The 26420-nt window shown below is 64.4% G+C and carries 19 protein-coding genes; 8 read left to right on the forward strand and 11 right to left on the reverse strand.

Features of this window, described 5'->3' with window-relative positions; genetic code table 11:
• Positions 1–69: 69 nt before the first annotated feature.
• Positions 70–1631 (forward strand): IS3 family transposase gene (locus RMO57_RS00410; protein ID WP_310383212.1). Its coding sequence is split into 2 segments (ribosomal slippage): positions 70–508 and positions 508–1631, totalling 1563 coding nucleotides; the frame shifts between segments, so codons are not numbered across the junction.
• A gap of 148 nt (positions 1632–1779) precedes the next feature.
• Here RMO57_RS00410 and RMO57_RS00415 read toward each other — a convergent pair.
• Entirely contained in the window at positions 1780–3873 is a 2094-nt protein-coding gene (locus tag RMO57_RS00415; RefSeq protein WP_310383214.1) for a M3 family metallopeptidase, read from the reverse strand.
• 176 nt (positions 3874–4049) lie between these two features.
• Between RMO57_RS00415 and RMO57_RS00420 the strand changes: the two genes are divergently transcribed.
• Complete coding sequence (locus tag RMO57_RS00420) at positions 4050–4340, forward strand: DUF3297 family protein (protein ID WP_310383241.1); 291 nt, start codon at positions 4050–4052, stop codon at positions 4338–4340.
• A gap of 15 nt (positions 4341–4355) precedes the next feature.
• On the opposite strand, the gene RMO57_RS00425 is transcribed toward RMO57_RS00420, so the two are convergent.
• Both RMO57_RS00425 and RMO57_RS00430 read right to left on the reverse strand, forming a co-directional pair.
• Complete coding sequence (locus tag RMO57_RS00425) at positions 4356–5369, reverse strand: DUF2804 domain-containing protein (protein ID WP_310383215.1); 1014 nt, start codon at positions 5367–5369, stop codon at positions 4356–4358.
• A complete protein-coding gene (locus RMO57_RS00430) occupies positions 5366–6355 on the reverse strand; it encodes an AraC family transcriptional regulator (RefSeq protein ID WP_310383217.1) in 990 nt (329 codons plus the stop codon). The genes RMO57_RS00425 and RMO57_RS00430 overlap by 4 nt, the downstream gene beginning before the upstream one ends.
• Positions 6356–6494: 139 nt before the next feature.
• Here RMO57_RS00430 and RMO57_RS00435 point away from each other — a divergent pair, with 139 nt between their 5' ends.
• Together RMO57_RS00435 and RMO57_RS00440 are read left to right on the forward strand one after the other, a co-directional pair.
• Positions 6495–7376 carry a sterol desaturase family protein gene (locus tag RMO57_RS00435; protein WP_310383220.1) on the forward strand — a complete coding sequence of 294 codons (882 nt, stop codon included), beginning with the start codon at positions 6495–6497 and terminating at the stop codon, positions 7374–7376.
• Positions 7377–7504: 128 nt separating this feature from the next.
• On the forward strand, positions 7505–9538 hold the full coding sequence (locus tag RMO57_RS00440) for a M13 family metallopeptidase (RefSeq protein WP_310383222.1): 2034 nt from the start codon (positions 7505–7507) through the stop codon (positions 9536–9538).
• A gap of 4 nt (positions 9539–9542) precedes the next feature.
• Here the strand turns inward: RMO57_RS00440 and RMO57_RS00445 are convergent, their stop codons facing one another.
• Positions 9543–10472 (reverse strand): glycosyltransferase family 9 protein, encoded by a 930-nt coding sequence (locus tag RMO57_RS00445; RefSeq protein ID WP_310383243.1) that lies wholly within the window; start codon positions 10470–10472, stop codon positions 9543–9545.
• A gap of 97 nt (positions 10473–10569) precedes the next feature.
• Here RMO57_RS00445 and RMO57_RS00450 point away from each other — a divergent pair, with 97 nt between their 5' ends.
• On the forward strand, positions 10570–11250 hold the full coding sequence (locus RMO57_RS00450) for a DUF4254 domain-containing protein (protein WP_310383224.1): 681 nt from the start codon (positions 10570–10572) through the stop codon (positions 11248–11250).
• Here RMO57_RS00450 and RMO57_RS00455 read toward each other — a convergent pair.
• The 7 genes from RMO57_RS00455 to RMO57_RS00485 all read right to left on the reverse strand — a co-directional run bounded on the left by RMO57_RS00455 (position 11247) and on the right by RMO57_RS00485 (position 22289).
• Entirely contained in the window at positions 11247–12293 is a 1047-nt protein-coding gene (locus RMO57_RS00455; RefSeq protein WP_310383226.1) for a GGDEF domain-containing protein, read from the reverse strand. The genes RMO57_RS00450 and RMO57_RS00455 overlap by 4 nt on opposite strands.
• Before the next feature lie 111 nt (positions 12294–12404).
• Positions 12405–18209, reverse strand: a complete 5805-nt coding sequence (locus RMO57_RS00460; protein WP_310383228.1) for an Hpt domain-containing protein — start codon at positions 18207–18209, stop codon at positions 12405–12407.
• A 14-nt stretch (positions 18210–18223) separates the two neighbouring features.
• On the reverse strand, positions 18224–20542 hold the full coding sequence (locus RMO57_RS00465; protein ID WP_310383230.1) for a methyl-accepting chemotaxis protein: 2319 nt from the start codon (positions 20540–20542) through the stop codon (positions 18224–18226).
• Between the two features lie 63 nt (positions 20543–20605).
• Entirely contained in the window at positions 20606–21154 is a 549-nt protein-coding gene (locus RMO57_RS00470) for a chemotaxis protein CheW (RefSeq protein WP_310383231.1), read from the reverse strand.
• Positions 21155–21167: 13 nt separating this feature from the next.
• Positions 21168–21533 (reverse strand): response regulator, encoded by a 366-nt coding sequence (locus RMO57_RS00475; protein WP_310383233.1) that lies wholly within the window; start codon positions 21531–21533, stop codon positions 21168–21170.
• A gap of 56 nt (positions 21534–21589) precedes the next feature.
• Positions 21590–21973, reverse strand: a complete 384-nt coding sequence (locus tag RMO57_RS00480) for a response regulator (RefSeq protein WP_310383245.1) — start codon at positions 21971–21973, stop codon at positions 21590–21592.
• A 163-nt stretch (positions 21974–22136) separates the two neighbouring features.
• Positions 22137–22289, reverse strand: a complete 153-nt coding sequence (locus RMO57_RS00485; RefSeq protein WP_310383247.1) for a rubredoxin — start codon at positions 22287–22289, stop codon at positions 22137–22139.
• A gap of 237 nt (positions 22290–22526) precedes the next feature.
• On the opposite strand from RMO57_RS00485, the gene thiD reads away from it, so the two are divergent.
• The 3 genes from thiD to mpl all read left to right on the forward strand — a co-directional run bounded on the left by thiD (position 22527) and on the right by mpl (position 26276).
• On the forward strand, positions 22527–23537 hold the full coding sequence (gene thiD / locus RMO57_RS00490) for a bifunctional hydroxymethylpyrimidine kinase/phosphomethylpyrimidine kinase (RefSeq protein ID WP_310383235.1): 1011 nt from the start codon (positions 22527–22529) through the stop codon (positions 23535–23537).
• A gap of 61 nt (positions 23538–23598) precedes the next feature.
• Positions 23599–24885 carry a glutamate-1-semialdehyde 2,1-aminomutase gene (gene hemL, locus RMO57_RS00495; protein WP_310383237.1) on the forward strand — a complete coding sequence of 429 codons (1287 nt, stop codon included), beginning with the start codon at positions 23599–23601 and terminating at the stop codon, positions 24883–24885.
• A 17-nt stretch (positions 24886–24902) separates the two neighbouring features.
• Entirely contained in the window at positions 24903–26276 is a 1374-nt protein-coding gene (gene mpl, locus RMO57_RS00500) for a UDP-N-acetylmuramate:L-alanyl-gamma-D-glutamyl-meso-diaminopimelate ligase (protein WP_310383239.1), read from the forward strand.
• The last annotated feature ends 144 nt before the right edge of the window (positions 26277–26420 follow it).

Genomic DNA, 26420 nt, shown 5'->3' on the forward strand with positions numbered 1-26420 from the left:
CCCCCCGCGTCAGAATACATGTCGCCCCTATACAAACCGACAAACAGGGGGCAGTGATGAGAGAACGACTTGGCTCGATACGGAAAATCATTCAAGAACAAATACGTTGCACGGCTGCTGTCGCCGCTGAACGAAGCAGTGGAAGTCGTCGCGCGTGATGCCTGCATTGGCGTGGCAACGCTGGAGCGCTGGCGAGACGAGTCTTTGTTGTTGCCGGCGGCCGAACAGAGTTGGTCGGGTGCGGCGCGGCTTGACGCGGTGCTGACCACGGCCGCGATGGACGAAACCAGCAAGAACGGTTGGTGCCGCACCAAGGGCATCTTCCCGAAGGATCTGCTCGCATGGCGAGAGAGTGCAGTGAAGTCCTTGGCCGCACCACAAGATGCCCGCGCCAGTCCGCAGCAGGCCAAGCAGGACAGGTTGCGCATCAAGGAGTTGGAGCGCGAGTTGCTCCGCAAAGATCGCGCCCTGGCCGAATGTGCTGCCTTGTTGGTGCTGTCAAAAAAAGTCGGGGCGATCTTCAACCAGGGAGAGGACGAATGATCGTTCTCGAAGATCGCCTGACCTTGACCCGCGATATCGAAGTGGCCAACAAGGCCGGAGCGAGCTTGCGTTTGGCCTGCAAGACCGCTGGCCTGACGGTGCGCACGCTGCAGCGCTGGCAAGCCGGCAAGGGGCTGGTGGCGGGTGATGGCCGGCCTGCGGCAGTACGCCCAGTGCCCGCGCATGCGTTGAGCGAGGTCGAGCGCGAGCGTGTGCTCAACGTGGCCAACGAAGCTCGCTTTGCGGCCGTGCCGCCGGCGCGCATCGTACCCATGCTGGCCGACGAGGGCGTGTACATCGCCAGCGAATCGACCTTTAGCCGCGTGCTGCGTGCGCATGGGCAGACGGCGCACCGCGGCCACGCCAAGGCACCCAAGGCCACACGGCGGCCGACCACCCACATCGCCACGGCACCGCGCCAGGTCTGGTGCTGGGACATGACCTACTTGCCCACCGCCGTGGTGGGGCGGTGGTTCCATCTGTATCTGATCCTGGATTTATTCAGTCGCAAGATCGTCGGCTGGGAGGTTCACGACAGCGACGATTCAAACCACGCGGCGCAACTGGTGCACCGCACGGCGCTGAACGAAAGCATCGCCGTGCTGCCACACAAGCCGGTGCTGCACGGCGACAACGGTGCCACGCTGAAAGCCACCACCGTGCTGGCGATGCTCAATTGGCTGGGCGTCAAACCTTCCTATTCGCGGCCCCGAGTGAGCGACGACAACGCCTTCGCGGAGTCCGTGTTTCGTACCGCCAAATACCGGCCCGAGTATCCAAGCAAGGGCTTTGGCGACCTTGAAGGCGCGCGGGCCTGGGCGGCCAGCTTCGTGCATTGGTACAACGTCGAGCACCGCCACAGCGGCATCCGCTATGTATCGCCGGAGCAGCGCCACAGTGGGCAAGACGAGGCCATCTTGGCCGCCCGTCATGCGCTCTACGGCGAGGCCCGGAGCAACAATCCGGCGCGTTGGTCAGGCCCAACCCGAGACTGGACGCCCGTCGGTCCGGTCACCCTCAACCCAGAGCGCGACTCGGTCGTCACAGCACACCTCGCGACCACAAATAGACAGCCTTTAGCCGCATGACTGAAGCGACAAGTAGCTTGACACGCGCCGGTACCGAGCTATCGCACGAATTTTCATGCGGTCAGCTTCGCTGCCGCCCGAGCGACTGCGCCGGCCAACGACGCGCCGCGGTCGCGCGGTAAAAAAAGACCCTCGTTGTCTCAGCCTGTCACTGGCTCAAGCTCAGCCCGCGCCGCTTCAAATAAGGCGCCAACTTCGGCCCCGAGCCGACCATGGTTTCGAACTCTGCCATGATGTCTTTGCTGCCGCCAATCGAGAAAACATGGCGCTTGAGCTGCTCGCCGACCTTGCGGCTTAAGCCCCCGTTCTTCTCGATCCACTCGACCGTGGTGGCGTCCAGCAGCTCACTCCACAAATAGCTGTAATAGCCGGCCGAATAGCCGCCCACCATATGGCTGAAATAGGGCGTGCGGTAGCGCGGTGCCACCAAGGTTTGCTCGGGGCCAAAGCCTTCTTGCTGCAAGACACGGGCCTCAAACGCCATCACTTGCTCGGGCTTGGGCACGTCGGCAGTGCTCAGCTGGTGCCAGCGCTGATCAAGCAGGGTGGCACCCAGATACTCGGTGGTCGCGAAGCCCTGATTGAAGGTGCCGGCTCCCAGCACTTTCTTCAACAAGGCCTCGGGCATGGGCGCACCCGTCTGATGATGGCGGGCGTAATGTTTGAACACCGAGGGCCAGCTCAGCCACATCTCATTGACCTGTGAGGGGTACTCGACATAGTCGCGCGGCGTGCTGCTCAGGCCGGGGTAGCGGATGTCGCTCAGCATGCTGTGCAGATTGTGGCCAAACTCATGGAACAAGGTGTTGGCCTCATCCCAGGTCAACAGCGTGGGCTGGCCCGCTGCCGGTTTGGGGACGTTCAGATGATTGCCGACGACGGGCTTCTCGCCAAACAAATGGCTCTGGCGCACATAGCCATTGGCCCAGGCACCGCCGCGCTTGCTGGGTCGAGCGTAGAGGTCCAGCAGCAGCAAGGCCTGTGTCTTGCCATTCGGCGCGAACACCTCCCAGACCTGCACATCGGGGTGGTAGACCGGCAGATCGTGCCGGCGTTTGAAAGTCAACCCAAACAGCTCGGAGGCGGCATGGAAAACGCCGCGCTCCAGCACCGTCTGCAGCTCCAGATAGGGGCGCAGCTGTTCACCGTCGTAGCCATGCTGGACCGCGCGCAGGCGCTCGCTGTAGAAGTCCCAGTCCCAGGCCTGCAGGGCGAAGCGGGGCTGGCCGGCGGCAGCTTGTTCGCCGTCGGCCAACTGCTGCAAGGCCGCTTGCTCCTTGCGCGCCGACGCGACCGCTGCAGGCGCCAGCTGGCGCAGCAAGGTGTTGACCGTCTTGACCTCTTTGGCGGTTTGTTCTTGCAGCTCAAAGTCGGCGTGGGTGGCAAACCCAAGCAAGGCAGCGCGCTCGGCGCGCAGCCCGGCAAAGCGGCTGACCAAGGCAGTGGTGTCGTTGGCGTCGCCCTGGCTGCCGCGCGCGATCGAAGCCTTGTAGAGCTGCTCACGCAAGGGGCGGTTTTGCAAGCGGTGCAGCAAGGGCTGGCCGGTGGTGTTTTGCAGCGCTATTTGAAAGCGCCCATCGGCTTGCTTCAGCGCGTCGATTTCGGCATCGCTGAGGCCTTGCAGCATGGCACGGTCGGTGACGAACACGGCTGAGGCGTTGACGCCGGCCAGCACCCGTCGATTGAACTCGGCGCCCATCTGCGCGAGTTCGCTGTTGATGGCGCGCAGGCGCTGCTGCTTGTCGGCGGGCAACTCGGCACCGGCGCGGCGCAGATTGCGGTGCGTGCGCTCCAGCAGGCGTTGCTGCTCGGCGTCGAGCTTGGGTTTGGCCTGCAGCAGCGCGTCGACGCGCGCGAACAAGCGCGGGTCAAGCGCAATGCGGTCGCGGTGCGCGGCCGTTTCGGGTGCGAAGCGTTGCTGCAGCGCTTGGCGACCGGGCGTGTTGTCGGTGCCGCTGAGGCTGCCCAGCATGTTCTGTGTGCGGCTCAACAGGCGGCCGGCGCGCTCCAGCGCTTCGATCGTGTTCTCAAAGCTCGGCGGCGCCGGATTGCGCAAAATGGCGTCGACCTCGCGCCAGTGCAGCGCCATGCCGGCCAGCAGCGCCGGCGCGAAATCGGCGTCTTGGATTTGGTCGAAATGCGGGTAGCCGAGCGGCAGCGTCGAGGGCTGCAGCAGCGGGTTGTCACGTGCGCCGGCGGTGAAGCTGGCGGCGAGCAACAAAGGGAGCAGGAGTTTGCGCATGAGATGGGTGAGCTGGGCTTGAGATCAAGTGGCCTGCAGTATCGCCCCGCGTTGGCAAGCGCAGCCTGGGTGAAAACGCTGCGGTGAGCGAGGAGTGGACGGTATTTATCCGCGAGAATCCAGTCTGTCCGCCATTGACGGCGCCCACGCAATCAGCAGTGACTCAAAAAATTATCATGACCGAAGCCCAGCCAGAAAACACCACCGTCGCAGCCGCAGCCGAGAAGTCCACCGAGAAGCCCGCCATCCCCGACCGGTTGGCGGTGGATGAGCGTAGCCCGCATTTCAATGCCGCCGTGTTCCAGCATGAAATCGGCATCCGCCTGAATGGCAAGGAACGCTCCGACGTTGAGGAATATTCGATCAGCGAAGGCTGGGTGATGGTGCGCGCAGCCAAAACGCGCGACCGCAAGGGCAACCCGTTGATGATGAAGGTCAAGGGCAAGGTTGAAGCGTTTTACCGTTAACAGGCTGACTGGGCTTCACCAGCGCGATTGGTGGTCCTCGGTCACACCGAGCAAGCCGCTGACGGCATACGGCGGCGCGCCGCTTGAGGCCTTGACCCAACCCTTGAAGCAGCCGATGGGCTGGATGTAATGGCTGGCGGCGATCAGCAGATTGCGCTCTTCGCGGCGCGCGCCCTCGGGGCTGAAATGAAGGTCCAGCAAGCCGTCCTCGGTGCTGACATGCCAAGGCGCCAAGGGCTGCTTGGGGTCAAAGGCAAAGCGCGCGGCGGCCAAGGGGATCAATTCCCCCTGCAGCCACAGCGCGTTCTCGTTGGCGCCGAAATAGCCGTGCTGCAGATTGAAGCCAACTTCCGCGCTGTGCGCACAGGCCCAGCGCCAAGCGGTGTTGCGCGCCAACAGGCCATTGGAGGCGTCCACGCTGGCGATCGCGTCGTCGAGTGAGAAAGCTTGGCCGCCAAGCGCCAGCCGACCCTTGACCTGCAGCGCCGGGCTTTTTTGCGTGGCATGGGCCACCCCGCCGTTTCCTATCCGGCCGATGGCCAAGAGCATGGGCGCGGCCTCGGCCAAGTTCAGCTCGGCTTGCAAAGCGATGCCGGCGGTCTGCACGCTCAGGCTCAGCGTGTCGCCGGGCTGATGGCGCAGGCTCAAGCGCGCGCCGGGGCCTCGAAACCAGCTGTCGCAGCCGCTCAGCGGCCGATCGGAGACGCGGCCCTGCAGGCCCGGCAAGCCGTCCTGGCGCCAGTTGGCCAACAGTGTTTTGCTGCGGCGCTCGAACACATAGGCGAAGGCGGTGCAGCTCCAGCCCAGATCAACGATGGCCACGCCGATGAACAGCGCCTCGTTGCCCAGGCCCACATAGTGCCAACGCTTGTGATGCAGGCGCCGCCACAGCGCTGAGCGACTATGCGCACCGCTCAAGCCCTGCCAGTCAATTTGCTCGATACGGCCGGCATAACGCCCAATCGCCGGTGCACCGTCGATCACAACTTCGGGCGGCGGTGCGGGCAGGCGGCTTGAAATTTGAGTCACGCTTGGCCTTTCGAATGCAGCTTGCGCCACTGGGCCGGGGCCATGCCCGTCCATTGGCCGAAGGCGCGCGTGAAGGCGCTTTGTTCGGAAAAACCCAGCAGCAGGGCGATCTCGCTGAGCTCCAGATCCTGGCCCCGCAAATAGGCTTCGGCGAGCTGGCGGCGGGTGGCGTCCAGCAGCGCTTGAAAGCTCAAACCCTGTTCGGCCAAGCGGCGTTGCAGGCTGCGCGGGCTCAGGTGGTGGGCCTGCGCCAGCGCCGCCAGCGAGGTCTGGCCTTCGCGTATCAAGGCCACCAGGCTGTGGCGGAAGGCGGCGATGGGTGCCGCAACCGCACCGACCGCTTGCAGCAGCGCTTCGGCCTGTGCATCCAGCAGGGCCAACAGGGCGGGGTCAAATTTGCGCAGCGGCAGGGTCAGGTCTGGCGTGGCCAGCAGCAGTCGGGTCGAGGGCTGGTCAAACTGCACCGGGCAGCCAAAGAAGCTCGCGTAGGGCGACGTGTCCGCCGGCCTGGGGTTGACGAAATCGACCTGCAGCGGCGTCAGCCGCCGCCCGGTGAAGTCACGCGTCAGCTGCACCAGCGAAGCCAGCGCGGTTTCGTCGACCAGGGCGCCGGGCCGGCCGCGCGCGGTGCCCCATTCAATGCACAGGCCTTGCGGGCCGAGCTCGACCTGCGCCGGGTTAACGTCGTAGACCGAGTGATGAAAGCGCTCCAGCCTTTGCAGCGCCGCGAACAAATTGGGGCAGGCCAGCGCCGCGAAGCCCACCACGCCGAAATGCCGCGCGCTGATGCCGGCGGCCAGGCGCAGGCTTAAGCTCGGGCGTGGGTCCAGCGCTTGCGTCCGCTCCAAAGCGGCTCGCCAAGCAGGCAAGGCCACAAAATGCCCGCTGGGCAGGGGCCCGAGCAGCGGGACGGGGTCGAGCCCTTGCCCGCTCAGGTATTCATAGAGCAGATGCACATAGGAGGCGGCGACGCGGGCTTCGGTCATGGGGCCTGATGATGCCGCAAGGCGGTGCGCGCCTCACCGGTGGTTTACCCCGCGCTGACTTGGCGTGTATGGTCAAGCCAGGTCAGCAAATTCCCTGCACGATCGGCTGCTGCTTGTGGACCCAGAGGCCCGATTAAAAATGGAAACCCTGCTCGAACTTTTTCACCAGCATGTTGACCCGCGCGACCTGACGCTGCTGCTGTTGTCGCCGTTGTTCATGCTCAGCATCGCGCTGGAGGCCTGGCGCTTTCGCAAGACGCCCGGTGTCTACACCTGGCGCGACACCTTCATGAGCATGAACAGCGGCGGCAGCTATCTGTTCGTCGATCTGCTGCTGGTGATCGCCCTGGTGATCCCGGCCATGCAGTGGGTCCACCAATATCGGCTGTGGACGATTGAAGTGACGCCCTGGTCCTTCTTTGCGCTGTTCATGGGTGTGGAGCTGCTGTACTACGGCTTTCACCGCGCCAGCCACCGCATCCGCTGGTTCTGGTGCGCGCATGTGGTGCACCACGGCTCCGAGCATATGAACTTCACCACCGCGCTGCGCCAGAGTTGGTTCTATGCGATCGCCGGCAACTGGTTGTTCTACACGCCGCTGGTGTGGCTGGGCTTCGAGCCACATTGGGTCTTGTTTGCCTTGTCCTTGAATCTGGGCTACCAGTTCTTTGTGCACACGCAGTGGGTCGCTAAGTTGCCGGCCTGGTTCGAGTGGCTGTTCAACACGCCCTCGCATCACCGCGCGCATCATGGCCGCAACCCCGTCTACATGGACCGTAACTTCGGCGGCACGCTGATCATTTTCGATCGGCTGTTCGGCAGCTTTGTGGCGGAGCAAGAGGCGGTCGACTACGGGCTGGAACATCCGGTGCCGACCCATAATTTGGTCTGGCTGAATGTGCATGAATGGGCGGCGATGTTCAAGGACATGCGGCGCGAATTGCGCGAGCAGGGCTCATGGTGGCTGGCGCTGAAGCATCTGTGGGCACCACCGGAATGGCGGCGGGGGGATGTGGCTTAGGCCTTTGGACCCTGCACCGTCAGGCGTGACTGGGCGCACCGGGTGTTCCCCCGGGTGCGGAAAGTCATCTTGCCATTTGGCCTGCCATCCACTACTCTGCCCGCTCTCCAAATCCAGGTCTACCCCGCATGAAACTCTTCCGACTTTTGCCCTTGGCCGCCCTGCTGCTTTCGGCCGGCTTGGCTAATAGCGCCGCACCGACCTCCGGCCTCGACTTGGCCGGCTTTGACGCCCAGGTTCGCGCCCAGGATGATTTATTCCTGGCCGCCAATGGCGCCTGGGTCAGCAAGACCGCGATTCCCGCCGACAAGGCCGAGTACGGCAGCTTTTACCAGCTGCGTGATTTGTCCGACCAACGCGTGCGCGCCATCGTCGAAACCTTGGCGGCCAAGCCCCAAGACAAGCTCACCAAGGTCGACAAGCGCAGCGTCGAGCAAAAAATTGCCGCTTTCTACGCCTCCTACACCGATGTGGCCGCCATCGACAAGGCCGGCCTGGCGCCCGCCAAAGCCATGTTGGCCAGCATTGACGCGATCAAGACACCGGCCGATCTGGCACGCTGGCTGGGCAACGCCCAGGGCAGCCTCAACACCCCCGTGGCACTCTGGGTGATGCCCGACTTCAAGGAGCCCGGCATCAACCGCGCGCTGACCTGGCAAGGCGGCATCGGCATGCCCGACCGCGACTACTACCTTAAGGACGACGACAAGCTGAGCCAGGCCCGCAAGGCCTATCTCGGCTATTTGACGACGCTGGCCAAGCTCTCCGGCACCAAGGACCCGGCCGCAGTCGCCAGCCGGGTGCTGGCCCTGGAGAAGCGTATCGCCGAGGCGCATTGGGACAAGGTCGAAAACCGCAACCCGGTCAAAACCTATAACCCGATGACGCCGGCCGAGCTGGCCAAGGCCGCGCCCGGCTTTGACTGGGCCACCTTCATGGACGCCGCCCAGCTGCAGGGCGTGGACCGCCTGAGCGTCTCGCAGCCCAGCACCCTGACGGCGCTGGCCACAATGTTCGCCGAAGTGCCCTTGGCCGACTGGAGGGCCTATTTGAAGCTGCGGGTACTGGACGAGAACGCCGAGCTGCTGCCCAAGGCCTACCGCGAGGCCCGCTTTGCCTTCCATGGCAATGTCTTGACCGGCGCCAAGGAAGAACAGCCGCGTTGGCAAAAAGGCATTGCCGAAGTCAACGGCGCCTTGGGCGAGGCGATCGGCCAGGTCTATGTGGCGCAACACTTCCCGCCGGTCTACAAGACCCGCATGGTGGAGCTGGTCGGCAACTTGATGAAGGCCTATGGCGACTCGATCGACGGTTTGAGCTGGATGACGCCCGCCACCAAGGCCGCCGCCCAGGAAAAGCTCGGCAAGTACATGGTCAAGATCGGCTACCCCGATGCCTGGCGTGACTACAGCGCGCTGGAGGTTCGCGAAGGCGACGCCTTCGGCAACCGGGCTCGCTCGGGCCGCTTCGAGTGGGAGCGCATTGCCAAACGGGTCGGTAAGCCGGTCGACCGGGCCGAGTGGGGCATGACACCGCAAACCGTCAACGCTTACTACAACCCGTCACTGAACGAGATCGTCTTCCCGGCGGCGATTCTGCAGCCGCCCTTCTTCGATATGGCGGCCGATGATGCGGTCAATTACGGTGCCATCGGCGCGGTGATCGGGCATGAGATCAGCCATGGTTTTGATTACCAGGGCAGCCAGTTCGACGGTGACGGCGCGCTGCGCAACTGGTGGAGCGATGCCGACCGCCAGGCCTTCGAAAAGGTCGGCGCGCAACTGGTCGCTCAGTACGAAAAGTATGAGCCGCTGCCCGGCAAGACGGTGAACGGCAAGCTGACGCTGGGCGAGAACATCGCCGACCTGTCGGGCCTGCAGATTGCGTACAAGGCCTATCTGGGTTCGCTCGGCGGCAAACCGGCGGCGGTGATCGATGGCTACACGGGTGAGCAGCGCTTCTTCATGGGCTGGTCACAGGCCTGGCGCTCCAAACAGCGCGACGAGCGCGCGCTGCAGAAACTGACGGTGGACCCACATTCACCGGCCAAGTTCCGCGCCAACGGCGCCGCCGTCAATCACGACGGCTTCCACGAGGCCTTCGGCACCAAGCCGGGCGATCAGATGTACAAGGCCAGCGACGAGCGTATTCGCATCTGGTGAAGCATTAGCCCGAGACGAGGCGTTGGTTCACCCGGGCCAACACCTCGTCAGCGCTGTACCACTCGGGATAGCGCTGCATGATCTCGACCGTGGGGCCCCAAGGCGCCCATTGCGCCAGCGGCGTCGGCCCGATCACGCTGAGCAGCGGCGCGCCGACTGCCGCCGCCATATGGGCCGGGCCGGTGTCATTGGAGACCACCAGCCGGGCGCGGGCCAGCAAGGCGTTGTAGACGCCCAGGCCGACGCCCTCCAGCCGCAGCGCCGTCGGGTATATGCGGCGCCCGCCCTCGACCTCGTTCGGCCCCGGGCAGATCAGCACCTGCTGGCCGCTGGCAACGAGCCGCTCGACAAAGGCCGGGAAATGCGGCCAGGTTTTATCGACCAACTCGATGGTGTCATTGGCAAACGGGCACACCAGGACAAAGCCCGGCTTGACGCCATGCTGATGCAGCAAGGCATCGGCCTGCGCGAACTGGGCCGTGCTGATTTTGAAATCAATCGAAGCCGGCGGCAGCGCCTTGATGCCGAGAAAGGCGCAGCTGAGGTCCCAGTAGCCGCGCAAATTGTGCACGTTCGTGTCGACGGGGTAGCTGCGCGCCAGCAACCAGCTGCGCCCATCGCCGGCATAGCCTTCGGCGCGCAGGCCGGCCAAACGCATATCGAGCGCGGCCGAGATCGCACCTGGAAATACCAAGGCATTTGAGCGGCGATCAAAGCCGGGGTCGAGGCGGCGTGCCTCGGCGCGCAGGCGGCGCAACTGCTTGATCCGGTCACCCAGCTTCTTGGGCCGCACATGCACAGTCCAGCCCTCGCTGGCGAACAGATCCGGCGCCCAGCCCTTGCCGACCAATTGCAACTGGTAGCCATGGCGTTCCAACAGCCGCAGGGCCGGCAGCCCGAGCACGGCGTCACCGACAAAATTGCGCAAGCGCACGATCAAGGGACGCGCTCCCCGCTGCTCTACCATCTCGCCCACTCCCGGTTATGCTCTGCGCGGCATTCTGCCACCGCCTTTGTACCTAGAGAGCCCCATGACACCCTCCGCCCAGACCCGCCCCGCGCCCAGCAGCGCTCTGCCCACCGCGCACGAAATTATTGCGCTGCAACTTGCGGCCCTGCAGACCGGCCTGCCGGCAGACCATCAGGCAACGGCGCCGGTGGCCGACGATGTGCTGGGCTGGGCCAGGGTCAATCATTTCTACAACTCAAGCCTGTGGGCCGAGGAAGATCTGGCCCGGCGCCAGCAAGCGCTGGACGCCGAAATCGTCGCCAACAAGCGCGCGATTGACCGCTTCAACCAGGCGCGCAATGACGCGATCGAGCGCATCGATGAATGGCTGCTCAGCGCGCTGGGCCTGGTCGATGCCGCCACGCTGGCCAGCCCGACGCCACGTTCAACGCAAGCTGCCGGCGCGCGGCTCAATAGCGAGACCGCCGGCAGCATGGTGGACCGCATGTCCATCATGGCGCTGAAAATCGAGGCCATGCGCTTGCAAACCCTGCGCGCGGATGTCGATGACGCCCATCGCAGCGCCTGCAGCGAACGCTTGGCCCGCCTGCGGCAGCAGCAAAGTGATCTGGGTGACTGTTACGACCAGCTGCTGGCCGACTCGCTGGCCGGGCGGGCCTATTTCAAGGTCTACCGCCAGTTCAAGATGTACAACGACCCGCGCCTCAATCCGGCCTTGGTGGCGGAACAGCAGCGGGCCTAGAACAACTCCATGGCGCTGAGCTGGGCCTGCTCGCGCATCTTGCCGGCCGCAACCAGATCGGCATGGCTGTGCACTTGGTTGCGGCCCGAGTCCTTGGCGTGATAGACCGCCTTGTCGGCGCGCTCGAAGGCGGAGGCCGGCGAATCTTCGCTGCGAACTCGCGTGAAACCGATGCTGACCGTGATGCACCCAATCTGCGGGAAGGCGTAGTGCTCGGTGTTCAGGCGCAGGCGCTCGAAGGCCTGGGCCGCATCTGCCTCGTCTTCGCAACGCATCAAGACCACAAACTCCTCGCCACCGAAACGGTAGAGCAGGTCATGAAAGCGGAAGCTGCTGCGCATCAGCCGCGACAGCAGCAGCAAGACCTCATCGCCGATCAAATGGCCGAAGCGGTCATTGACCCGCTTGAAATGGTCGATGTCAATGACACCTATAAAGTAGCGCGGGCTGCTGCCTTCGTGACGCCGACCATCATCGGTGCCGGCCAAACTGGCACGCGCCGGCAACTCGCTGACCGCCTTCAGAAAGCTGTCCTCGAAGGTCTTGCGGTTGAGCAGGCCGGTCAAGGTGTCGCGCTCGCTGTAGTCGAGCAGGCCCTGGAAGTTGTGATAAATCCGCAGCACGCTGCTGACCAGGCGCTGCGCCTTGGCCGGCATGCGTTCGGTGGAAATCAGCTCCAACACGCCCACCACCTCGCGGTCGGTGGCGATCGGAAACAGATTGATGAAATGCTCGCCTTGTTCGGACTGCACCACCGCACGGCTGTGCATGCAGTCGAGGCGCTGCGGATAGTCTTGCGCCAGGGGCAGGCCGGCGGGATCGGACCACAGCGGGTCGGCAGTGGCCACCGCGTCGTCGGCCCTCAGCCGAGCGCGTGTCAGCCAGCGCTGCTGACCACCCTCGTCACCCATGCCGACGCAGCGAAAAATCGCCACCGACACCGGCTCCAATAAATCGCGTAGCGCGGACACCAGGGTCACGTCCATGACGTCCCGGTCCCGGAAGCCGGTCATTTCGGCCAGATGATCAACGACTTCGGACATGGCTTTGACTCACCCCAGCAATGGGGTTTGAGCTATTTTGTACTTCCTCTGGGCTTCCCCGATGGTGAAAAGCAGCGCCGAAGCGCCGTAACGCCCTAGCCCCCTCACCGCTTATTGCTGCGGTGACTTGTCGCCCGCTGTTGCTGGCGCAGTGTAGCCAGCAATCAGTGACAAAAGTAACTCTTCGTCATAGGGCTTGCCCAAGTAATGGTTGACCCCTAGTTGTTCGGCGTAGTCGCGATGTTTTTGCGCGATTCTGGACGTGATCATCACCACCGGCAAAGCGGCCAAGCGCGGATCGGCGCGCATATTGCGCACCAGATCGAAGCCGTCCATGCGCGGCATCTCAATATCGGACAAGACCAGCGCCGGCAGCTCCTCGCCGGCCAGGCATTCCATCGCGTCCAACCCGTCCTTGGCCAATTGCACCCGGTAGCCCTCGCGCTCCAGCAGGCGCTGGGTAACGCGGCGTACGGTCGGCGAATCGTCGACCACCAGAACCAAGGGTACCAAGGGCGGCTCGGGCTCGGCCACCAAAGCCGGACCGGCCGGGCCGGTTGGATCTTGGAGCTGGCGCAACTGCGCCAGTCGCTCAAGTGCTGCCGCGCCGTACCAGGTGGCCAAGGCGACCGGGTTGTAGATCAAGGCCACATCGCCCGAGGCCAGCAGACTGATGCCGGCCAGACCCGGCACCCGGCTCAGCTGCGGACCCAGATTCTTGACCACCACCTCCTGGTTGCCCAGCACCTCGTCCACATGCAGGGCGATACGCTGCTGAGCGCTGCGCACCAGCACGACCGACATATGTTTGCCATGCGCTTGGCCTCGGCCCGCCAGGCCCAACAAACCGCCCAGCCAGTAAAAAGGCAGGGCCTCGCCGCCAAACTGCAGCGTGCCGCCGGCATAGGCCGCCTCGACCTGCTGGGTCGGCACGCGCTGCACGGAATCCATCAAGGCGGCCGGCACCGCCACCGTCTGCTCGCCGCAGCGCAACAGCACCACCTGCGTCAGCGCGGTGGTCAGCGGCAGGCGCAGCAAAAAGCTGCTGCCTTGGCCCGCCTCCGAGCGGGTCTCGATCGAGCCGCCCAAGGTGCTGACGTTAGCGCGCACCACGTCCATGCCAACACCGCGCCCGGACAGCTCGGTGACCCGCGCCGCGGTCGAAAACCCAGGCGTGAAGATCAGCTGCATCAGCGCCGCGTCTTCGGCCGGTCCGCCGCTCTCGGTATCGGCCTTGATCAAGCCCAGCTCGACCGCCCGCGCTCGGATGCGCTGCAGGTCCAGGCCGCCGCCGTCGTCGCTGAAATTCAGCAAAACTTCATTGCCTTCCTGGCGCACCGTCAGGCAAAGGCTGCCGACGGGGTCCTTGCCCAGGGCGGCTCTCTGCTCGGCCGGCTCAATGCCGTGGCTGACGCTATTGCGCAGCAAATGCTCGAAGGCACCGGACATGCGCTCCAGCACGCTGCGGTCAAGCTCGGTCTGCGCGCCGACGATCTCCAGCCGCGCCTGCCGACCGGCATCGCGCGCGGCCTGGCGCACCACCCGGTGCAAGCGCTCGGCCAGGCTCTCGAACTCGACCATGCGGGTGCGCAGCAAGTCGTCCTGCAGCTCGCGCGTCAAGCGCGACTGCGCCGCCAACTCGTCCTCGCCGAGCTGCACATTGCGCTGCAAGGCGCGCTGCACGGTGGCCACGTCACCGACCGACTCGGCCATCATGCGAGTCAATTCCTGGAAGCGGGTGTAGCGGTCGAACTCAAGCGGATCGAAATCCGCCGTACTGGCCCCGTCTTGCTGCAGCTCGTGCTGGCCGCCCAGCTGCGATTCGGCCTGCAACTCCAGCTCGCGCAGCTGCGCACGCAAGCGGGCCAAGTTGTCATCCAGATCGAGCAGGCTGCTCTTCATCTGCGCCAGCTCGGACTCCAGGCGCGCGCGCCGAATGCTAACCTCGCCGGCCTGCGCGGCCATGCGCTCCAGCAAACTGCCACGCACCCGCACCATCGCCTGCATGCCGCTGGCCGAGGCCTCGGCGGCAGCGTTTTCGTCCAGCTCAGCATCAACAAAGCGGGCCCAGTCGATTTGCGGGACGGCTGTCTCGGCGACCCCAACCGCTTCGGTCACCTCGGGCGAAGGCAAGTCCACCACTGGCTCTGGCTCTGGCTCTGGCTCTGGTGCTTCGGACACTGGCTCCACGAGCGACTCGGCCGGCATCTGCGCCTCACCCAGCTGCTCAAAGCTCACTTCCAAAGCATCCGCGCCGGCCTGCAAACCCAGCAAGTCGGCCATTTCAGGCACACCGTCGGCGACGGCCCGCTCAAGCGCCGATTCCAGCTCATGCGCCTGCTCGCCCAAACGCATCGCGCCGGTCAAGCGCGCGCCACCCTTGAAGGTGTGCAGCGCCCGCATACAAGCGGCCGCACAGCGCAAATCGCTGGGCTCGGCCAGCCATTCACGCAGCGCGCCGTGCAGGTCGCGCAGCAAATCGCTGGCCTCTTCCGCAAAGATAGGCAACAGCACCGGGTCGATCTCATCGGGCAGGCCGGGCTCGACTTCATCCGCGTCGGCCGACGGCGTCAAGGCGCCGCCAAACGCCAGCTCTAGATCAGGTTCAAGCGCTTGGACGGGTTCGGTCGACGGCTGCGCAGCGCGCCAATGCAAGCCATCGTCTTCCAAATCACTGAGCTCACCGAAGCGACTATTGGGTTCGAGATTGGGCTCGTAGGCACGCAAATGCTCCAGCGTGAGGGGATCAAAGGTCTTCAAGAAGCCGGCGGCAAACTGGTGCAGCAGATGGCGCACCTGATCAGCCACCCCGACAAACATTTGAGCCTCGGCCTCGCTATAGCGGCTGGCGCGAGCGGCGCGGCCCAAGGCATGCTCCATGGCACGGGTCAGGGTCGCCAAATCGTCAAATTTGACGGCCGCCGCGCTGCCCGATAGCGCATGCGCCAAGGCTTCGCAATTGGCCGGCACCGGCCGGTTCAACTCCAAAGCCCATTCGGCCAGGCTGGTGGCCAAGCGGCGCGACAACTCATCGGCCTCGTTGAGAAAAATATTGAACAACTCAAGCTTGACCGGCAGGTGGCCAATCATCTTGTATTGTTCATCGCGCGACTCGTCCAGCAAGGCCGGCTCGGTCAGCGTGGGCAGCTCCGGCTCAGCCATCGGCTCGGGTTCGGGCTCGGGCTCGACCGGCATGCGCCCGCCCTTCACCAACACCGGCTCAAACTGAGCCCGCGCCGGCGTGCGCGCAATGATGGGCTCGGCCGCGGCCGCGGGCTCCAGTGTCAGCTCAGGCGCTGGCTCATCTTGCGCAACGGTTTCGACCAGCGCTGCCGGTGTGCTGACAACGAAGGACTCCAGCGCCTCCTCACCCAGATCAAGCCTGAGCTCGAACTCCGGCAACTCGTACGGCGGCGCGGCATTTTCTGCAAATTCGGCCGGTTCAGCTGCCAAGTTCAACTCGAAGGGCAGGATTTCGGGCGCGGCAAAGGTCGCCGGCTCCGGCGCCAGCTCCGTGGCTTGCTGCTGCGGCGGCAGCAGCCGCAACGCATCGGCACCGCGTCGCAGCGGCTGCGGCGTATGGGTGACCGGCTGCTTGGCCGCGATCTGCGCGCTCCAGTCGCCCAGGTAGTCCAGGGCCTCGGTGGTGAAATCCAGCAGCGCGGCGTCGGCATGCGGCAGCGCCTCAGCCAAGCGGACGCTGTACAACTGCTCGCAGGCCCAGCCGCCCTCGCCGAAGTCGTCCAGGCCGACCATGCGGGCGCTGCCCTTGAGGGTGTGGAAGGCGCGGCGCAAAACCGTCAAGGCGGCCGCCTCGTTAGGCGCCTGCCGCAGCGTGGCCAAGGCCTCACGCGCATGACCCAAGACTTCGGCGGCCTCCTCCAGGAAGATCTCCTGCATCTCCGGGTCGTGAGCGCTGCTTTGCGCCGTAACCTTCAGCACAGGCACAGGCACAGGCACAGGCACAGGCACGAGTACAGGCAGCGGGACATCGTCCACCAAGGTCGGCGGCGCAGCGGCAGCCACCGGCTCGACCATATCCCGCGTCGGCAGCACCGGCGGATTCAATGGCGGCACCCGGCTGGCGTCGCTGCGTCTGCCCATCACCGGATTGAGGCGCCCGCTGAGCTCATCAAAGCTGAACATGCGCTTGGCCAGTTGCGGCTGCACGCTCAGCATATCGATCAGGAAGCCCAAGGCTCCCAGGTTATTGGCCAAACGGTCAAACAACTCGCGTGGCCCGCCGCGCTCGATATCAACCTCGGTATTGGCCAACTCGTCGATCTCGTCGCGCATGCGCAAGCAGGCCAAGGAGGCTTGGTCAAGCCCCAACACCGTCAACACGCCGCGCATGGTCTGCAGCTGCCCGGGCAGCGGGATCAAACGTTCGCGCTGGCTGGGGTCTCGGAAATATTCATCCGCCTGACGCTCAATTTCGGACAAGTTGAGCCGCAGCTCCTGCACCACACTGCCCAGCGTCTGGCGATCGGAAACCCGGCGGTACAAGTCCTCCATCCAGGCTTCCAGCGGCTCGGGCTCGCCGCCGCGCGCGACCGATTCGACCCGCCCCGCCAAACGACGCACGCGCGCCGCCTGCTCGGGCTGGTCAAAGGCCGCATCATCCAAGGCCGCTTCGACATACAAGAGGCTGGTCGCCACTTCCATGGCCAAGGCCGGCGGCGGCGGCGCGCCGGAGCGCAAGGTGGCAACCACACCGCGTTGCAGCGATTCGGCCAGCACCTCGCCGCTCGGGAACAGCTTGTGCAGCGACTCGGCCAGGGCCACAAATTGCTCATTCAACGCAGCGGAGCGCTGCATATCACCGTCGGCCGCATGGCCCCAGGAGTCCTTGGCCGCCACCACGCGGCGCCTAGCTTGGGTGACCCAGGCGGGGTCAATCCGCCCCAGCGTCTCGTCTTCGTAATCGCCCGGCACGGCGTCGAGCAAGCCATAACTGGCCAGTGCCGCTTGCAAGCGCGGCGCTGGCTGGGCGGGCGCGGGCGGGCGGCTTTGGGCGCAAAAGAACAACAAGTCTTGCGCCAAGCGCTCATTCACTCCGGCGTCGCCTTGGGCCAGCGCGCGCATCTGCGACAGCAAGCGCGAACCCAAGCGTTTGACCAGGCCGTCGACCTGCAGCAAGCCCAGCGCCTGCGCCTCAAACATCGCCGCGGCCAACTGCCACAGCGTCTTGGACTTGGGCTGTTGATCCAAACCCAGGGCCAGACCGGCACTCAGCTCGCTCAACATGCGCGCATGTGCGGGGCTGGGCGCTCGCATATGTTTGAGCAGCGCGGCCTCAAAGGCCGGGCGCACCGTCGCCGCGGGCATTGGCTTGGCCTTGGCGTCGGCCGGCAAACTGCGCCAGCTCCAGTCAAACTGCCACAGATCGGCCGGATGAATACGCTCGGCGCCGTTCAGAGTCTGCAGATCCCGATAGGCCGGGAACAGACTCAAGGTGGACGACTGGGTCGCGCCCGGTGCGGCGCCCGGCGTCGCCATGGAGCCGGCGGCCAACATCCGCGCAATCAGCGACAGCAGGGCGAAGTTGGCGCGCTCGATGGTCTCAACGCGGGCCAAATCGATGCTGGCCGGGTTGTCGAGCAAGGCCGCCACGGCACGCTCGGCGGCCCGCAAAACCACCGATCCGGCGGGCAGGCCCACCAAGGCCAGCACACCGGCCACTTGATGCAGCTGCGCCACCGCATTTTGCAGGGCGGCCTGCACGCTGGCATTGGGTGCCATGGTGGTCAGACCCTCGGGGCCCAAACCGGCGACCACCGACGAACGGTTGTCACCGTCACGCAGCAATCGCCGCAGGGCTTTATGAACCGCCTCCAAAGAGCGGCGCAACTCCTCTTGCACCCAGGCAAGAGGGCTGAGGTCCGCGGGGAGCTCGGAGTCGCGTGCGATATCCATGCTTGATCCTGGCCTCAGGCGACTTTGAAGCGAGCCACCGACTGCTTCAAAGCCTCGGCCGAGCGGGACAACTCATGCACCATCAGGGCGGTCGAGCGCGTGCCCTCGCTGGTTTGCTCGGTCACCGCAAAAATATGCTGGATATTGGCGGCCACCTCATTGGCCGAGTGGGCCTCGCTGAGCGCTTGGCGCGAAATCTGCGCGATCAAGTCATCCAGGCGGCGCGACACCGCGTCAATCTCCTCCAGCGCGCGCCCGGCCGCGTCGGACAGGCGCGTGCCCTGCACCACCCCCAGCGTCGAGCGCTCCATCGCCGCCACCGCGTCATGGGTGTCGGTCTGAATGGTTTTCACCAAGGCAGCAATCTGTCGCGTCGCGTCACCTGAGCGCTCGGCCAGGCGCTGCACTTCCTCGGCCACCACCGAGAAGCCGCGCCCCGCTTCACCGGCCGACGCGGCCTGGATCGCCGCATTCAGCGCCAGCACATTGGTTTGCTCGGTAATGTCGGAGATCAGCTCGGTGATCTCGCCGATTTCCTGCGAGGACTCACCCAGGCGCTTGATGCGCTTGGAGGTTTCCTGGATATGGTCGCGGATCGCGTTCATGCCGCTGATATTGTTCTGCATCGCCTGCAGCCCCGACTCGGCGGCCTCGCGTGACTGGCGCGCCACCAGGGCGGTGACCTGCGCTTGCGTCGACACCTCATTGATGCGCCCGGCCATCTGCAACACCGCCTCGCCGGTGGCGCGAATCTCGTGCAGTTGCTCCTTGGACGCAGCCAGCAGATCGGTCGAGGTCTGGTCGACTTGGCCGGTGGTGTCGGTCACGCGGGCGGCGGTGGTCTGCACCTGGCTGACCAGGTTGCGCAGCTCCTCCACCGTGTAGTTGACCGAGTCGGCGATCGCGCCGGTGATGTCCTCGGTGACGGTGGCTTGCTGGGTCAGGTCGCCCTCGGCAACCGCCTGCAGCTCATTCATCAAACGCAAAATCGCACCTTGATTGGCATCATTGACGCGCTTGGCTTCTTGCTCCTGCGCCTCGGCCTCGGTTTTATCCGCCTCCGCCATGGCCGCCCTTTGCCCTTGCTCGCTGACATACAGGCGCAAGAAGCCCAGCACGCCGACCACCAAGGCGGCCAGCGAAGCCAACATCAAACCCAGCAAACCCGGATTGACGCCGCCGGCTGATTCCAGCTCCAAAGCCACCTGCTCCAGCCCTTTGCGCAAGCCCTCGCTGTCGCCCAGGATGCTGCTCTGCGCCTCACGTGCCGCCACCAAGCCCTGCAAATTATCCAAAATCGCGGTCGCTTGCATGCGCGTTTGCTCATATTGTTTGAGCAGGGTCAGCAAGCGGGCGCGCAATTGCGCATCTTTGGCAGCCAGCAAACGCAGCTCAACGCTGCCGCTGAGCAAGGCATCGGTGATCAGCTTGAAGGAGTTCAAGTCCTTGCCCAGCAAGAACACCGCCTCGGGGCTGACGCCTTCTTGGGTCAGAAATTCATTGGCACTTTTGCCGATGCGCTGCGTCAGCATCACCAGCTGACCGGCTGCCGCAATCTCGGTGGCCGAGCCGCCCTGCTGCAATGACTCGGCGGCGACCGCCTCGGCACTTTCAAGCAAATCGGCTGACTGGCGATTGATCGCCCGCAGCGCCACCGCCACATCGGTCAAGACTTTTTCCTGCGACTGCACCAGTTGACCGCTTTTCACGGCGCGCTCAACCAGGGGGCGTACCAAGCTCAGACTCGGCTGCACCGCCGCCGGCGCCTGGGCCAGCGGCCCCTCGCCGTCGCTCAAATTTGCCACCACCGAACTGACCAGCTCGGAACTTTCACGCAACTCGGCAAACGCAGCCGGCGTGCCAATCAAGGCCGCCGACACCGACTTGGCCATGCGCTGTGAATGCATCAAGGCCTGGCCGGTGGCGCGCACCTGCGCGGCGCTGCGCGAGCCGCCTAGCAAGCTGGTGCTGACCGTGGCCGCTGTGCCCAACAGACCCAAAGCGACCAAGGCCGTTAAGACGGCCTGCCGGCGCCCGCTGCCGGCCTTGACGATGGCTGCCTTGTGGGCTGCCTTTTGGGCGGCCATATCGGCCGCCGACACGGTGGAGGCAAAGGTGGCTGTGGTTTCGCCAAACTCGGTGCTGGCCGATTCCGTCGGCAAGGACTCGGCAATGATGGACGAGCCTGCATCCGCTTGGCGGCTCAGCATGCCGTCACGCCCCTGGCTTGACGCCTGCAATGCTTCGACCGCAGGCATGGCAGTCGCCGGCGCCTCAAAAGCCTGCCCAGCCTGGGTCTTGCCAAGGTTCTTGATCTTGTCCAGGAAGCTCATCTCACCCTCGTTTTTTCATTTGATTGGCGGCCACCGCCCCGTCTTGCTCTTACCGACTCGGCATCAAACCACAACTCGCAAGAACTGTTCGTGCGTAGAAAGGGCATCCAAATGCAGTTGTTGCCAAGATCGACCGTCCGCGTCGCGCCTGAGCGGCCCGGAAAATCGAGGTCGCGGGGCCAGCTTGCCTGCCTCAGCCGACTCGACCGGCAGCAGCGTCAGCTGCTCATCGCTGCGCAAGCCGACCAGCCGGTCGACCAACAAGGCACAGTTGATATTCAAATCGGGATTCAAGGCCACCAAGCGCGCTTGAGCCGCGTCGGTGCGCTGCGCCCCGGCCTCACGCAAGCCAAGAAACACCGCCAAATCAATCACCGTGAAGAGCCCGCCGCGCAGATTCGCCACCCCGATCAACCAGGGCTGGGCATAGGGCACGGGCTTGATCGCGACGGGCGTGAAAATCTCGGCCGCCTGCTTGAGCGAAAACAGCAGGCCATAACCGGCACATTCAACGGCCAGCCAATTTGCCAGCTCGGTTTTCTGTTCACGCGCATCCTGCATGCGCTGCGCCAATCGATGTTGAAGTTCCCGCAGCGCTTGTCTATTACTCATTTGCAGGAACGGCTCAACCCAGCGCCTTGATCTTGGCCAGCAGGTCGTCGGCCTTGACCGGCTTGACGACATAGTCCCGCGCGCCCTGGCGCATGCCCCAGACCTTGTCGGTTTCCTGTCCCTTGCTGGTGCACATGATCACCGGCACAGCGGCAAAGCGCTCATCACGGGTGATGGTGCGGGTCAACTGAAACCCGTTCTGCCCCGGCATCACCACGTCCATCAAGATCAGATCGGGTGTGTCTTCGGCCAGGCGCTTCATCGCCTCTTCGCCATTTTCGGCCGTGCGGACCGTGAAGCCGCGCTTGATCAGCATGTCACTGAGTACATGCAACTCGGTTTTCGAGTCATCCACCAGCAGGATTTTATGAATCGGCATCGTTATTCCTCAGGCCAAGACGGCGCCAGCCAGGGCCGGCAGCGAAAGCGTTCGCATCAAAGCCCGCGTCGGTGCGCGAGCACCGCCTTCAGCAATTGATCTTTGGTGAAGGGCTTGGTCAGGTAATCTTGCGAGCCCACCATCCGTCCACGGGCCTTGTCAAACAGGCCATCCTTGCTGGACAGCATGATCACCGGTACACCGGCGAAGACCGGGTTTCTTTTGATGATGGCGCAGGTTTGATAGCCATCCAAGCGCGGCATCAAGATGTCACAGAACACCAGGTCCGGCTGATAGTCACTCAGTTTGGCGAGGGCATCGAAACCGTCTTCGGCAAGCACCACGTCGTGGCCGCCCTGTTTGAGGAAAATTTCCGCACTGCGCCGGATGGTGTTGCTGTCGTCAATCACCAGTACTTTGGCCGCGGCGGAGCCGGTCAGCGCGCCGCCGCTTGTATGACCGATTGCGTTGCCTTCAGGAACTTGCACGTCCAAGCTGTTCTCCCATCACCAACAAACAAGTGGCCTGAACTAGCACCCCAATCCGGCGCAGTGTCACATGGCAAGCGGGCCGTCACGCATTGTTACCTTGGGCCGCAGCGCACTAGATACGAACCATCTCGAAGTCGTCCTTGCGGGCGCCACATTCCGGGCAGGTCCAATTCATATCCACATCGGCCCACAAGGTGCCCGGCGCGATGCCATGTTCGGGGTCGCCCATGGCCTCGTCGTACATCCAGCCACAGATCAAGCACATCCAGGTATTCGCACTAGCTTCGGTCACGATAGGTATCTTTTGCTCACTACAATGCGAAGATTGTAGCCACGCCGGAGTAGTCCGCCGTCGTTGGTGAATCGGCAAGGATGCAACAGCTTCCGGTGATATTGCTCGCTTCACCCGCGATTGGAACCGGCCTGAGTCCTTGCCGCCTGCGGCCAGCCTATTGCAGCATTTTCAAAGCTTGCAGAACCCGTTCAATAGCGCCGCCAAGCCATGACCAAACCAGCCATACCAGCCACCTCGGCGGCCGTCGTCGTCGTCGACCCATTGACGAGCATTGAAGCGCAAGAAGAAGCCCAAGCTCCCGCCTGCGTGATGAGCTTCAACGCCAGCGAAGCCAGCGGCGCCGGCGGCCTGGGTTGCGACATCGCCACCATCGCCGCGATGGGCGCGCATTGCCTGCCTGTCGTGACGTCCATCATCTTGCGTGACACCGCCGAGACCTTCGAACATCACACGCTGGACTCCGAGACCATCGCCGAGCAGGCCCGCCTGATTCTCGAAGACGTGCCGATCTCGGCCTGGAAGGTCGGCTTTCTCGGCAGCCCCGAAGGCATCAGCGCGGTGGCCGAGGTGCTCAGCGACTATCCCGATGTGCCTCTGGTCGCCTACTTGCCCAATGTCGCTTGGCTGGACGAAGAGCAGCAGCAAAGCTATATGGACGCCTTCCGTGAACTGGTGCTGCCGCAGACCCATGTGCTGGTCGGCAATCACAAGACCCTGACCGACTTTTTGCTGCCCGACTGGGACGCTGACCGCCCCGCCTCGCCGCGCGAACTGGCGGTGGCAGCAAGCCAGCACGGCACGGCCCATGTGTTGGTGACCGGCATCAGCATGGCCAACCAATTCGTCGACAACGTGTTGGCGAATTCGCTCGGGCCCATCACCGGCGAGAAGTTCGAGCGCCTGGACGCCAGTTTCATTGGCGCCGGCGACACCCTGTCAGCCTCGCTGGCTGCGCTGCTGTCGGTCGGCGCGGAGATCCATTCCGCCGTCGGCGAAGCGCTGTCCTTCTTGGATCAGGCGCTGGACGCGGGCTTCAGGCCCGGCATGGGTAACGCCATTCCCGACCGCTTCTTCTGGGCCTTGCCGCCCAGCGAAGAAGAAGAAGAAGAGGAAGAGGAAGCCGCGGCCGCCGATGCCGAGGCGGCTGAACCGGCCGATCCGGCCGCAGTGGGCCCGGAAGACAGCCCGCCGGCCCGGCCCTCCCGCCGTATGCATTGAAGTCGCATGCACTGAAGCCAAATGCATTGATTCGTTTTACTGATCTCGCCCCACCTTCGTCATGTCCCAAAACCAAATCCTGTTCGAGCGTGCTCAGCGCGTGATCCCTGGCGGCGTCAATTCCCCGGTGCGCGCCTTTCGCGCCGTCGGCGGCACGCCGCGCTTCATCACCCGCGGCGACGGCGCCTATATTTACGACGCCGATGGTCAGCGTTATATCGACTACATCGGCTCCTGGGGTCCGATGATTCTGGGCCACGGCCATCCGGCCGTGCTGGAAGCGGTGATCAGCGCCGCCGGCCAAGGCTTCTCCTTCGGCGCGCCGACCGAGCGCGAGATCGAGCTGGCCGAAGAAATCCTCAAGCTGGTGCCCAGCATGGAGCAGGTGCGGCTGGTGTCCTCGGGCACCGAGGCGACGATGAGCGCGATCCGCTTAGCGCGCGGTGCCACTGGCCGCAGTAAATTCATCAAGTTCGAGGGCTGCTACCACGGCCACACCGATGCGCTGCTGGTCAAGGCCGGCTCGGGTCTTGCCACCTTCGGCCACCCGACCAGCGCCGGCGTGCCCGAAGAAGTGGCCCAGCACACCCTGGTGCTGGAGTTCAACCACCTGGCTCAGCTGGAAGAAGCGTTCTTGCTGCATGGCAAATCGCTGGCCTGCGTGATCATCGAGCCGATTGCCGGCAATATGAACTTCGTGCGCACGCAAGTCGCCTATATGAAGCGGCTGCGCGAGCTCTGTACCGAGTACGGCGCACTGTTGGTGCTGGACGAGGTGATGACCGGTTTCCGGGTCGGCCTGCGCAGTGCCCAAGGCCATTACGCCAAACTGATCCCCGGCTTCAAGCCCGATATCAGCGTGTTCGGCAAGGTGATTGGCGGCGGCATGCCCTTGGCCGCTTTCGGCGCCAGCCGCGACATCATGAAAAATTTGGCGCCACTGGGCGGCGTCTACCAGGCCGGCACCCTGAGCGGCAACCCGGTCGCCACCGCCTGCGGCTTGGCAACTTTGCGCGAGATTCAAAAGCCCGGCTTCTTCGAGGCGCTGTCGGCCAAGACCCGCAGCCTGGTCGACGGCCTGGCTGCGGTCGCCAAAACCAACGGCGTGCCCTTCAGCGTTGACTGCGAAGGCGGCATGTTCGGCTTCTTCCTGATGGACCAGCTGCCGCAGGAATACCAAACGGTGATGACGACCGACAAGGCGCGCTTCAACCATTTCTTCCATGCGATGCTGGACGCCGGCGTCTACCTGGCACCGGCCTTGTACGAAGCCGGCTTTGTATCGGCCGCGCACAGCGAGGCCGACATCGCCGCCACGCTGGCCGCCGCTGCCCACGCGCTGCGTTGATCCGAAGCTGGCCAGCCATGCATATTCACGTCCTCGGTATTTGCGGCACCTTCATGGGCGGCTTGGCGGCTTTGGCGCGCGAGGCCGGTCACCGGGTCACCGGCTGCGACGCCAACGTCTACCCGCCGATGAGCGATCAGCTCGAAGCCCTCGGCATCGAACTGACCGAAGGCTTCGGCGCCGAACAACTGGCGCTTAAGCCGGACCTGTTTGTGATCGGCAATGTGGTCACGCGAGGGGAAAAATTCCCGCTGATGGAGGCGATTCTGGACGCCGGCCTGGCCTACACCAGCGGCCCGCAATGGCTGTCTGACCATGTGCTGCCAGGCCGCCATGTGCTGGCCGTGGCCGGCACCCATGGCAAGACTTCGACGACCTCGATGCTGGCCTGGATTCTTGAACATGCGGGGCTGCAGCCGGGCTTTCTGGTCGGCGGCGTGCCGCAGAATTTCGGCGTTTCGGCAAGACTGGGCTCGGGTTCAAGTTTTGTCATAGAAGCGGATGAATACGACACCGCGTTTTTTGACAAGCGCAGCAAGTTCGTTCACTACCGCCCACGCACCGCCGTGCTGAATAACCTCGAATTCGATCACGCCGACATCTTTGCCGACCTGGCCGCCATCGAGACGCAGTTCCACCACCTGGTTCGTACCGTGCCGGCCAGCGGCCGCATCGTTGTCAACGCCCGCGAGGAAGCGCTGCAGCGGGTCTTGAGCCGGGGCTGCTGGAGCGAGTTGCAACGCTTCGGTGCCCGCAAGGAAGAACCCGGCGCGCTGCGCGCGCGCGGCGAGCCGCAGGCCTTTGACGTGCTGCGTGGCAGCTTGAAGGTGGCGCGGGTCGAATGGGCGCTGTATGGCGAACATAACCAGTTGAATGCGCTGGCTGCGATTGCCGCCGCCGAGCATGTCGGCGTGACGCCGGAGCAAAGCGCGGCCGCGCTGGCCGAGTTCAAAAACGTGCGTCGGCGCATGGAGTTACGCGGTGAGGTGAACGGCATCAAGGTCTATGACGACTTCGCCCACCACCCGACCGCCATCCGCACCACCGTGGGCGGCCTGCGCCGACGCATAGCCCCTATCGCGCCACTTGAGCGCATCCTGGCGATCTTCGAGCCGCGCTCCAACACCATGAAGCTGGGCGCCATGAAGGCGCAACTGCCGTGGGCGCTGGAAGAAGCCGATCTGAGCTTTTGCAATCAGCAAGGCTTGGAATGGGACGCCAAGGACGCGCTGGCGCCGCTGGGCGCACAGGCCGTCGTCGGTGCCGATGTTGACGCACTGGTGGCCGCCGTGCTCAAGGCGGCCAAGCCAGGAGATCATCTCTTGTGCATGAGCAATGGCGGCTTTGGCGGCATCCATGCGAAGTTGCTGGCGGCCTTGGCGGCGAGGTGATGCAAGCGCAGCTTCGCCCCACTCGCGCCGACGAGGTGAGCGAGCTGTTTCGCGTGCGGGCGTCAACCGCCGAGAACGCGATTTCTGCCGAGCGCTTGGCCGAACTGGGCATCACGCCCGAGGCGGAGCGCACCTCACTGCTGG

The sequence above is a fragment of the Roseateles sp. genome, assembly GCF_031397715.1.
In the GTDB taxonomy this organism is placed as follows: domain Bacteria; phylum Pseudomonadota; class Gammaproteobacteria; order Burkholderiales; family Burkholderiaceae_C; genus Paucibacter_A.

Bases quoted from the DNA above. Each gene is read 5' to 3' on its own strand.
- RMO57_RS00450 (WP_310383224.1), top strand. From the start codon at position 10,570: ATGACACCCTCCGCCCAGACCCGCCCCGCGCCCAGCAGCGCTCTGCCC.
- RMO57_RS00440 (WP_310383222.1), top strand. From the start codon at position 7,505: ATGAAACTCTTCCGACTTTTGCCCTTGGCCGCCCTGCTGCTTTCGGCC.
- RMO57_RS00470 (WP_310383231.1), bottom strand. From the start codon at position 21,154: ATGAGTAATAGACAAGCGCTGCGGGAACTTCAACATCGATTGGCGCAG.
- RMO57_RS00420 (WP_310383241.1), top strand. From the start codon at position 4,050: ATGACCGAAGCCCAGCCAGAAAACACCACCGTCGCAGCCGCAGCCGAG.
- RMO57_RS00430 (WP_310383217.1), bottom strand. From the start codon at position 6,355: ATGACCGAAGCCCGCGTCGCCGCCTCCTATGTGCATCTGCTCTATGAA.
- RMO57_RS00415 (WP_310383214.1), bottom strand. From the start codon at position 3,873: ATGCGCAAACTCCTGCTCCCTTTGTTGCTCGCCGCCAGCTTCACCGCC.
- RMO57_RS00485 (WP_310383247.1), bottom strand. From the start codon at position 22,289: ATGTGCTTGATCTGTGGCTGGATGTACGACGAGGCCATGGGCGACCCC.
- RMO57_RS00455 (WP_310383226.1), bottom strand. From the start codon at position 12,293: ATGTCCGAAGTCGTTGATCATCTGGCCGAAATGACCGGCTTCCGGGAC.
- hemL (WP_310383237.1), top strand. From the start codon at position 23,599: ATGTCCCAAAACCAAATCCTGTTCGAGCGTGCTCAGCGCGTGATCCCT.
- RMO57_RS00460 (WP_310383228.1), bottom strand. From the start codon at position 18,209: ATGGATATCGCACGCGACTCCGAGCTCCCCGCGGACCTCAGCCCTCTT.
- mpl (WP_310383239.1), top strand. From the start codon at position 24,903: ATGCATATTCACGTCCTCGGTATTTGCGGCACCTTCATGGGCGGCTTG.
- RMO57_RS00435 (WP_310383220.1), top strand. From the start codon at position 6,495: ATGGAAACCCTGCTCGAACTTTTTCACCAGCATGTTGACCCGCGCGAC.
- thiD (WP_310383235.1), top strand. From the start codon at position 22,527: ATGACCAAACCAGCCATACCAGCCACCTCGGCGGCCGTCGTCGTCGTC.
- RMO57_RS00465 (WP_310383230.1), bottom strand. From the start codon at position 20,542: ATGAGCTTCCTGGACAAGATCAAGAACCTTGGCAAGACCCAGGCTGGG.
- RMO57_RS00475 (WP_310383233.1), bottom strand. From the start codon at position 21,533: ATGCCGATTCATAAAATCCTGCTGGTGGATGACTCGAAAACCGAGTTG.